The sequence below is a fragment of the Mycobacterium sp. TH-M82 genome (genome assembly GCF_057473605.1).
This window is the reverse complement of sequence record NZ_JBYCKY010000542.1, coordinates 1-8741: the sequence shown is the minus strand read 5'-3', so window position 1 is coordinate 8741 and position 8741 is coordinate 1. Positions and strand designations below refer to the sequence as shown.

10 protein-coding genes and 1 pseudogene are annotated in these 8741 nt (G+C 64.0%); 8 read left to right on the top strand and 3 right to left on the bottom strand.

Annotation, left to right across the window (positions count from 1 at the left end; all coding sequences use genetic code 11):
- A partial coding sequence (locus tag AC2VON_RS16480; RefSeq protein WP_486953910.1) for an isocitrate lyase/phosphoenolpyruvate mutase family protein occupies positions 1 to 1852 on the bottom strand: 1852 nt, incomplete at its 3' end.
- Between the two features lie 299 nt (positions 1853 to 2151).
- On the opposite strand from AC2VON_RS16480, the gene AC2VON_RS16475 reads away from it, so the two are divergent.
- The 8 genes from AC2VON_RS16475 (at position 2152) to AC2VON_RS16440 (ending at position 7343) form a co-directional block, all read left to right on the top strand.
- Positions 2152 to 2472 (top strand): hypothetical protein, encoded by a 321-nt coding sequence (locus AC2VON_RS16475; RefSeq protein ID WP_486953909.1) that lies wholly within the window; start codon positions 2152 to 2154, stop codon positions 2470 to 2472.
- Between the two features lie 80 nt (positions 2473 to 2552).
- Positions 2553 to 4397 carry a fatty acyl-AMP ligase gene (locus AC2VON_RS16470; protein WP_486953908.1) on the top strand — a complete coding sequence of 615 codons (1845 nt, stop codon included), beginning with the start codon at positions 2553 to 2555 and terminating at the stop codon, positions 4395 to 4397.
- A gap of 162 nt (positions 4398 to 4559) precedes the next feature.
- A complete protein-coding gene (locus AC2VON_RS16465) occupies positions 4560 to 4943 on the top strand; it encodes an NYN domain-containing protein (RefSeq protein ID WP_486953907.1) in 384 nt (127 codons plus the stop codon).
- A 123-nt stretch (positions 4944 to 5066) separates the two neighbouring features.
- A complete protein-coding gene (gene tpx / locus AC2VON_RS16460; protein ID WP_486953906.1) occupies positions 5067 to 5561 on the top strand; it encodes a thiol peroxidase in 495 nt (164 codons plus the stop codon).
- A 160-nt stretch (positions 5562 to 5721) separates the two neighbouring features.
- On the top strand, positions 5722 to 5958 hold the full coding sequence (locus AC2VON_RS16455; protein ID WP_486953905.1) for a type II toxin-antitoxin system Phd/YefM family antitoxin: 237 nt from the start codon (positions 5722 to 5724) through the stop codon (positions 5956 to 5958).
- Positions 5955 to 6350, top strand: a complete 396-nt coding sequence (locus AC2VON_RS16450; protein WP_486953904.1) for a type II toxin-antitoxin system VapC family toxin — start codon at positions 5955 to 5957, stop codon at positions 6348 to 6350. The genes AC2VON_RS16455 and AC2VON_RS16450 overlap by 4 nt, the downstream gene beginning before the upstream one ends.
- A 62-nt stretch (positions 6351 to 6412) precedes the next feature.
- Positions 6413 to 6622: a type II toxin-antitoxin system Phd/YefM family antitoxin gene (locus tag AC2VON_RS16445; protein ID WP_486953903.1), complete on the top strand. Its 210-nt coding sequence runs from the start codon at positions 6413 to 6415 to the stop codon at positions 6620 to 6622.
- A 292-nt stretch (positions 6623 to 6914) separates the two neighbouring features.
- A complete protein-coding gene (locus tag AC2VON_RS16440; RefSeq protein WP_486953902.1) occupies positions 6915 to 7343 on the top strand; it encodes a cellulose-binding domain-containing protein in 429 nt (142 codons plus the stop codon).
- Positions 7344 to 7492: 149 nt separating this feature from the next.
- Here AC2VON_RS16440 and AC2VON_RS16435 read toward each other — a convergent pair.
- Together AC2VON_RS16435 and AC2VON_RS16430 are read right to left on the bottom strand one after the other, a co-directional pair.
- Positions 7493 to 8155, bottom strand: a pseudogene (locus AC2VON_RS16435) (IS1634 family transposase); the annotation flags it as partial.
- A 299-nt stretch (positions 8156 to 8454) separates the two neighbouring features.
- Positions 8455 to 8741, bottom strand: a 287-nt coding sequence (locus tag AC2VON_RS16430; protein ID WP_486953901.1) for an SDR family NAD(P)-dependent oxidoreductase, incomplete at its 5' end; no start/stop codon positions are given.

The following is an 8741-nucleotide window of genomic DNA, read 5'->3' as shown; positions in this document are numbered from 1 at the left end:
AGCCGGCGCGCTGCGGCCGCAGCTGCACGCGGAGCTTCTCGGGAAGCTGGTAGTGCTCACTCCAGATGGCGAGCCACTCCTCCAGCAGTTTGCGCGGAACCTCGGTCTGCACCAGGTGCTGGTGCTGGGTGGAGCCCTTGCCCATCGCCTTGGTGGTCGCGGTGCGCCCCGAGGAAGCCAGCAGCGCGGCGTCGCTGCGCGGCCCGCCGACCAGGGTCTGCGGCGTCCGGTACGGCGACTCGATGAGACGCAGCTGACGCTGCAGGCGGGCCAGCGCCAGCATGCCGTCGTGGCGCAGCGCGGTGGCGAATTCCTCGGCGGCCAGACCGTCGATCTGATGCCCGCCGTAGGTGATGAAGTTGAAGACGAAGCCCATCTTGCCGATCTCCTCGGGGAAGCGCTTCATCTCCTCGTCGCTCATGCCGGTGGTGTCCCAGTTGAACGAGGGCGACAGGTTGTAGGCCAGCATCTTGTCCGGGAACTCAGCGTGGATTGCTTCGGCGAACTGGCGGGCTTCGGCGAGATCCGCGGTTTTCGTCTCCATCCAGAGCAGGTCGGCGAACGGCGCCGCGGCAAGCGATTTGGCGATCGCGTAGGGAATGCCGCCCCGCACCTGGTAGTAGCCTTCCGGGGTCTTGGCCAGCTCGCAGTCCCACGGGGCGCTGGCGCCGAGTTCATTGGCCTTTTTGCGTGCGGTATGCAGCGACGCACGCGCGGCGAATTGTCGCCATTCCGCGGCGCTCATGTCGCGCGGCTCTTCCTCCCGCTCACCGAACTCGAGCACCTCGGCCACCGCCTCGCCATACGTCATCAAACCGGCGTCGTCCTCCCAGGATTCGACGAACTTCGACTGGACTTCGTCGTAGAGCGTGTCGGGTGATTGCCGGGAGTCGTTCTGCCAGGCGGTAGCCGCCTCGGCGATCAGGTCGGCGATGCCCCGACGCTCCAGCCAGGCCTCGGCGGCCGCGTACTCGTCGTCGGGAATGGCGTAGAGCAGGTGGCCATTGAGTTCTTTGACTCCCAGCTCATAGAAGCGCCGCATCATCGCCAGGACGCACGACTTGTACGGCGGGATCTTCACGTTCGTGACACCCAGCAGGAACGGCTGGTCGCGCTCGTCGGCGCGGCTGTCGATCAGGTTTCCGGCCTCGGCGTCGGTGCGCGCGACGATGATGCCGGGCACGCGCATCACGTCGAGCTGGAATCGGGCGGTGTTGAGCCGCTTGATCTGTTCGTCGGAGGGAACCAGCACCTTGCCGCCTTGGTGGCCGCACTTCTTGGTGCCGGGGCGCTGATCCTCGATGTGATATCCGGGCACACCGGCTTCGACGAAGCGCCGGATGAGGTTGCGCACGTGGGGATCGCCGCCGTGTCCGGTGTCGGCGTCGGCGATGATGAACGGCCGGTAGTCGATCGCCGGGTTCGCGGCACGATCGGCCTGGCTCATCCGCAGCCGCAGGTAGTGCTGGTTGCGGTCGGCGGTCAGCAGCGCGCGCACCAGACCGGCGGCTTCCTCCGGCACCTGGCTGAGCGGATAGCTGGCCAGGTCGGGGCCCGGGTCCTCGCTGATGGAACCCTTGGCGGAAGTCGCCCAACCGCCCAGGTAGATCGCCTCGATACCCATTCGTTTGATGGTCACCGCCTGCCCGGGCGAGTAGGGGCCGAACGTAGTGATGCACTTACGCTCGGCGAACAACTCGCGCAGCCGCGCGTAGAAGGCTGTCGCCGCCTCGCGTGCCACCGGGTAGTCGACGGGTATGGTGCCGCGTTGTTCGACGACTTGGCGGGCCGTGTACAGGCGGGTGATTCCGTCGAAGCGCGGGCTGTCGAAGTATTGGCGCGTGGCGGCCATGTCATCCTCATGGTCCTTCGCCGGGTTCTGGTCGAACGGTGTGCGGGCCGCTCCGTCCGTTGTCATGGTGGTGGCCATGGATCTGCGCTCCTGTTCAGCATGCTTCGCTTCGACCGTGCGAGTCTATCCCGGGCGCATTTGCGGGTTCGATCGTGGCTTGCGCTGGGAAATTCTGATGAACTGGGCGGCTTCTTCGGGCGTGATCACTAGAGTGGTGGCTTGTGACCGCCCAGCCAGATCGGTCAGATTGGCCAGCCTCGTGGAGTGACCAATGGCGGCGGCCACCGCATCGTCTGCACGTGCAGGACCAGGTATTGGATCGCTGGTGGGCGGTGCGAACGAGCCGGCGCTTCGCCAGCGTCGGCGTCCGCATCCCGGCCGCGCGCCTGCGAGAGATAACTGCCGGCGCACCCTTTGCCTCCAAAGAGATCGTCGACGTCAATTTCGCGCTGGCCGCAACCGAGATCAACCGTGAGCTGCGCCTCGCGCGGTCCAGGCGCACCCGGCACCGCGCCGTGCACTGGCTCATCGTCGCGGGCCTGGCTCTTGCCGCGCTGAACCTGCTGGTTTGTATGGGCTACGCCTTCATCGCCCTGGCGGTACACGAGTCGCCGTGGTGAATAGGGGTCGGTGAACAGGCCGGCAGGCTTGCGGACCTCGCACCAGGTGGATGGATCGCCACGGCACCTAGACTGCGCCAATGGATCGCGGTTCCCCGCAGGAGTTGGCGGGCAGCCGGCGCCTGATGGAAATCCAGGACTGCCTGGACGCCGCCGGTAACATCACATTGCCGCAGGGCGATACGCTGATATCCCTCATCGAGCGCAACATCGTCAATGTCGGTGACGCCGTGGCGTATCGCTACCTGGACTACGCGGCATCGGCCGACGGTCGCGTCGATGGACTCACCTGGGCACAGTTCGGTGTGCGACTGCGCGCCGTCAGTGCGCGCCTGCAAAGAGTCGCCGCTCGCGGCGACCGGGTTGCGATCCTGGCACCGCAGGGTCTCGACTACATTGTCGGGTTCTACGCGGCGATCAACGTCGCGGCCGTCGCGGTGCCGTTGTTTGCACCGGAATTACCGGGTCATGCCGAACGCCTCGATACGGCACTCCGCGACGCTGCGCCCAGCGTCGTCCTGACCACCACACCGGCGATGAAGACCGTCGAGGCGTTTCTGGCTGAGCTTCCGCGCCGGTACCGCCCGCAGGTCATCGCCATCGATCAGATACCCGACTCGGCGCAAGACGGGTTCAGTCCCGTGCGCCTGCACCTGGATGACGTCTCCCACCTGCAGTACACCTCCGGTGCCACCCGGCCCCCGACCGGTGTCGAAGTCACCCATCGGTCGAGCGGCACCAATCTGTTGCAGATGATCCTGTCGATCGAGCTACTGGACCGAAACATCCACGGCCTCAGTTGGTTACCGCTCTATCACGACATGGGGTTGTCGATCATCGGTTTTCCGGCGGTGTACGGGGGGCACTCCACCCTGATGTCACCTACGGCGTTCATTCGCCGGCCGCAGCGCTGGATCACGGCGCTGTCCGCGGAGTCCCGGCACGGGCGGGTGGTCACCGCCGCACCGAACTTCGCCTACGAGCTGACCGCGCAACGCGGCCTGCCCGCGCCGGGCGCGGACATCGACCTGAGCAATGTGGCGATGATCATCGGTTCGGAGCCGGTGAGCATAGCTGCGATCACGGCATTCACCGAGGCGTTCGCGCCGCACGGATTGCCGCGCACAGCGATCAAACCCTCCTACGGCATCGCGGAGGCGACCCTGTTCGTGTCGACCATCGAGCCCAGCGCGGAGGCGACGGCGGTCTACCTCGACCGGGAGCAACTCGGCGCCGGTCACGCGGTGCGCGTCCCAACGGATTCGGCCAACGCGGTGGCGCATGTGTCATGCGGCCAGGTCGCTCGCAGTCAGTGGGCGGTGATCATCAACCCGAATGCTGCTGCGGAACTGCCCGATGGCGAAGTCGGCGAAATCTGGATACACGGCGGCAACGTCGCCCGCGGTTACTGGCAGCGGCCCGACGAGACAAGGCTGACGTTCGGCGCCAAACTGCAGTCCCGGCTCGCCGAAGGCAGCCACGCCGATGGTGCGCCGATCGGAAGCTCCTGGCTGCGCACCGGTGACCTGGGGATGTATCTCGACGGCGAACTCTTCGTCACCGGCCGGATCGCGGACATCGTGACGATCGAGGGCCGCAACTACTATCCGCAAGACATCGAGGCCACCGTGGCGCAGGCATCACCGACCGTGCGGCAGGGATATGCGGTCGCGTTCTCGATCCCAGATACCATCGGCGCCGGGGAGCGACTGGTGATCGTCGCCGAGCGCGCCGCGGGCGCCGGTCGCGCCGATCCGCGACCGGCGATCGAGACGATCGGGGACGCGGTGGCACGTCGGCACGGATTGCCCGTCTTCGACGTGCGGTTCCTACCGGCCGGTACTATCCCACGCACCACCAGCGGCAAGCTGGGACGAGTGGCCTGCCGCAGTCAATATCTCAGCGGCACACTGGGTCTGCGCTGAAGCGCTGGTCTGGGCGACCCCGCCATTCGGGCTTGCGCTGCTCCTACCACGCCCGCAGGCCCTCGGCCGTGTCCCAGGTGGCCCAGGATGTGCTGGCGAACGTGTCGCGACCTTGCAGGCATTAGGTGACGAGGCTCACGGCTATACCGTACCGTCGGGTCTGTGCGGTGGATCGTGGACGCGATGAACGTCATCGGGTCGCGTCCGGACGGCTGGTGGAAGGACCGCCGAGGCGCGATGGTGCACCTGGTGGACCAACTCGAGCAGTGGGTGTCGGCGGAAGGCCACGATGTGACGGTGGTGCTGGAAAAGCCGGCATCGCCGCCGATTCGGTCGTCCGTGCTCCAGATAGCGCACGCTCCACGAGCCGCTGCCGACTCGGGCGACGACGAGATCGTCCGGCTGGTGCAAGCCGCCGATTCGCCACCGGAGATCACCGTCGTGACATCCGACATCACCCTGGCCAAACGGGTGCGGAAGCTGGGTGCATCCACTGAGCCGGCGAGGGAGTTCCGCAACCTCATCGAGCGGTGGGGGAGGCCGTGACCATACCGGCGCGGCGTTGTCTGGCCTCGCGTGATGGTCGCGGTGCGGTTTGCATCGCCATCAGGGCCGGTGTTGAAGGTATCCGCCTCTGGGTCGATCAAGTGAACTTGGCACACTATCGGTATGGCACAGATAACTTTGCATGGAAATCCGACAACTACCGTCGGGGAGCTGCCGGCTGTGGGGACTGCTGCACCCGCATTCTCCCTGATCGGCACCAACCTCGGCGCCGTCAACAGCGGTCAGTTCGGCGGTAAGGCATTGCTGCTCAACATTTTTCCGTCCATCGATACCCCGGTGTGCGCGACGAGCGTGCGGACCTTCAACGAACGCGCGGCGGCAAGGGGTCTCGCCGTGCTGTGTGTGTCGAACGACCTGCCCTTCGCGCAGAAGCGGTTCTGCGGTGCGGAGGGCATCGACAATGTGACAACGGCGTCGGCGTTCCGCGACAGTTTTGGCAAGGACTACGGGGTGACGATCGCCGACGGTCCGATGGCCGGGCTGCTTGCGCGGGCCGTCGTGGTGATCGGTGCGGACGGCAACGTCACCTACACCGAACTGGTACCCGAGATCGCCAGTGAGCCCAACTACGATGCGGCGATCGCGGCACTGAGCTAAGAATGTGACGCTTGCTGATCGACACGAGTGTTGCGGCCCGGATCGCCAATCTTGATTGGTCCACCGGTAAGCGTCAGCGACGAGTGCCCGACCTCTGGTGTTTTATATATGCCACCGGTCGGACTAGTCCTGCTAGTGTTACCAGTGTAGCCGGGTCTACGTGAAGATGATCACGAGTACGGAAGCGAAGACCCGGCTGAATGCACTTCTGGCCGAGGTAGAGCGTACAGGCAAGCCTGTTACGATCACCAACCACGGCCGGCCAGTGGCCGTGCTCTCGCCAGCTCAAGTGACACCGCGCACCTTCGGGCAGTTTCCAAAACTGGTCGTGCCAAAGATATTTGATGGTCCGCTACCCGCTGACGAACTCGCCGCGTGGGATCGTCCGGCCTCGTGACCGCATTCCTTCTGGACACAAGCGCGCTACTGTGGCTGGTCTCAACGCCGGAAAAGATCGCGACTTCCGTACGAGACGCCCTTGCCGACCAAACCAACGAGCTGATCGTGTCCGCCGCCTCAGCCTGGGAAGTGGCGATCAAGACCCGGATCGGACGACTCAACGGTGGCCCGCTCCTGTCGGCGTGGGATCAGACGCTGGCGAGCATGAACGCCGCAGACCTAGCCATCGACTCGGCAGACGCCGTCCTCGCCGGCCAGCTCAACTCGAACCACAAGGATCCATTCGACCGCATGATCGTCGCTCAAGCAGCCCGCCGCGGCTTCACGATCGCAACAAGCGACAACCGTATCAGCAAGGGCGCCCTCACTGCGGTCGTGAGCATCCAGTGAACGTGAAAAGCGCACCCCAGCAAAGAACGCGCTGGGGATGCTTATGGCAGGAGGAGTAACTGGTGACGCTGCAGATTCGATGCCTGTATCTTCTTGCGCACGGCGAACGCATCGTCGTTACCCGAGACGGTACGCCAGTGGCTGAACTCCGGCCTATATCCCGATCCAGCGTCGGCCCAGCCGAACTCATTCGTCGCCGCACGAATCTTCCACAGGTGAACCCAGATGCGCCGCGGCGCGACATCGACAACCTGATCGACCTGTCGCTGTGACAGAAGCTTCGAGTCTGGGGAAAGCACCGAGTCCCAACCCCACCAATCACGCCCGCATGCAAAATCGAGGCTAGACCGCTCGTTTGCTGGCGACTGAACGACTCCGCGTCCCCGATGCGGCTGGCGTTCCGGTCTTCCCCGTCGCCAAGTTCGCGTTCGGCCGCGCCGGTGAATGGTTCAGGCTGGATCGAGGCGGCTAAAATCTCATGACGGTTTCAGTTGAGCAAAGATACTGCACCTTACCCGCGATGCGAGGGCCGACTTCGACTGTTTGGCTCTAGCGTTGGCTGCTATGGCCGGACTAGGAGATTACGTGAAGCGCTGGCGCACAGTGCTTCACGTAAGGGTGTCGGCATTCATAGTTGCCATCCTCGGACTCAGCATCACCCCCGTAGCTCATGCGGCTGCGCCCACGGCGAGGTTGTCGGTGACATCGACGTGGCAAACCGGATTCATCGCCCGCTTCATCGTCATCAATTCGAGCCCGTCGCCGTTAACCGACTGGAAGCTTGAATTCGATTTGCCGGTGGGAGAGTCCGTTTCGCACACATGGAATAGCACCCTCGCTCAATCTGGCACGCACTATGTTCTCACCCCCGCGAATTGGAATCGTATTATTGCACCTGGGGGTTCAGCCACAGGTGGCTTGAGAGGCGTGCTGACCCGTTCCTACGCGCCACCGCAGAATTGTCTGTTCAACGGGCAGTCTCTTTGCACCTAGTCCGAAGTTACGGCTGTTGGGGTAGGGGATCTCCCTGGTTGACCTGGTAGTTCGTGGGTTTTGGTGGGTGGTTGTTCTGGCTATGCGGCGATGGTCAGGGGGATGGGGGTGTCGATGAGGTCGAAGGCGCATCGCTGGGTGGGGGTGGGGCCGTTGAGTTTGTCGATTTCGATGTCGTTGTCGATGGCGGCGAGTTGTTTTTCGGTGGCGGCCAGCAGGTCTTGGCGTTTGCGGGCGCGTTCGTCGGCCAGGGCGGGGTTGCGGCAGGCGATCAACCGCTCACCGGGATAGTCGGGGTGGGTTATCTCGACGAGGTCCTGGGTGTCGAACAGGCTCATCTGCAGCGGGCCGTCATCGGCGGCGAGTGCGGCGATCGCCGGGGCGCGCAGTGCGGTGATCCAGTCGAAATCGGTGGGGCCATCGGTGTTGGCGTTCAGCTCACGGAGTTTGTCGATGCGGGCGGCGGTGATCATGCCGCGATCACCAACCAAGACGAGCTTGGTGATATCGAGTTTGTCCTTGACGACGTCGACGATCTCGGTGAACGCGACCGGATCGCCGGTGGCACCAGAAAACACCCGCACCGCGACCAGGCGTCCCGCCGGGTCGGTCAGCACCCCGTATTCGATCTGCTCGCGGCCTTTCTTGCCGTCGCGGGAGTAGCCGCGCGCAGCCAGCTCGCAGTGCCGGCCGATCACCCACGCCGACGTCAGATCAAACGCCATACCCGACGGATTGGCTTGTAGGCCGAGGTGTTTGTCGGCGAGTTTCTTTTCGATCCTGTCCTGGCGGGCCACCAACCAATCCGCCGCACCCAAGCTGCAACAGTTACCTACCCCAAGCCGCATAGCAGCGACTGCACCACAAAACAGGTAGCACAGCTGACCGAATACAGCGTATTCTACTGGTAACCCTCGGTATTCGATTCCGCCGTATTCCTCGATGAGCGACGGTGCCTTGAGATCCCGAGAACAGTGCGACGGAGGTGATTGAGGGGTCCCGTCGCCACTGTGATGCGACCGGTGATGGCATGAATGCCCGACGGGTGTCTCGTTTGCTAGATGCGCAGTTTCCGACCCGGCGATCGAATGTGGCTTGAAACGTCCTTACACTAATTCTTGGTTCGCTGCATCATTTCGAGCATGTGGTTGTGCCTTTCATTGGTGAGGTAGGCGGCGGCGGAGAACCATCCGCCGTCCACGACGATGTCGGTGCCGGTGATGTAGGAGGACTCGTCACTGGCAAGAAACAATGCAGTGTTGGCGATTTCTTCTGGCTCGCCCATGCGCCGCAGCAGCACCGTGTCTTTCATCTGTTGGTCCACTACGGCCTTCAGTGCGGGGTTGGATCGCATGGGGGCGGTCATCTTGGTTGCGATGAATCCGGGCTGGATCACGT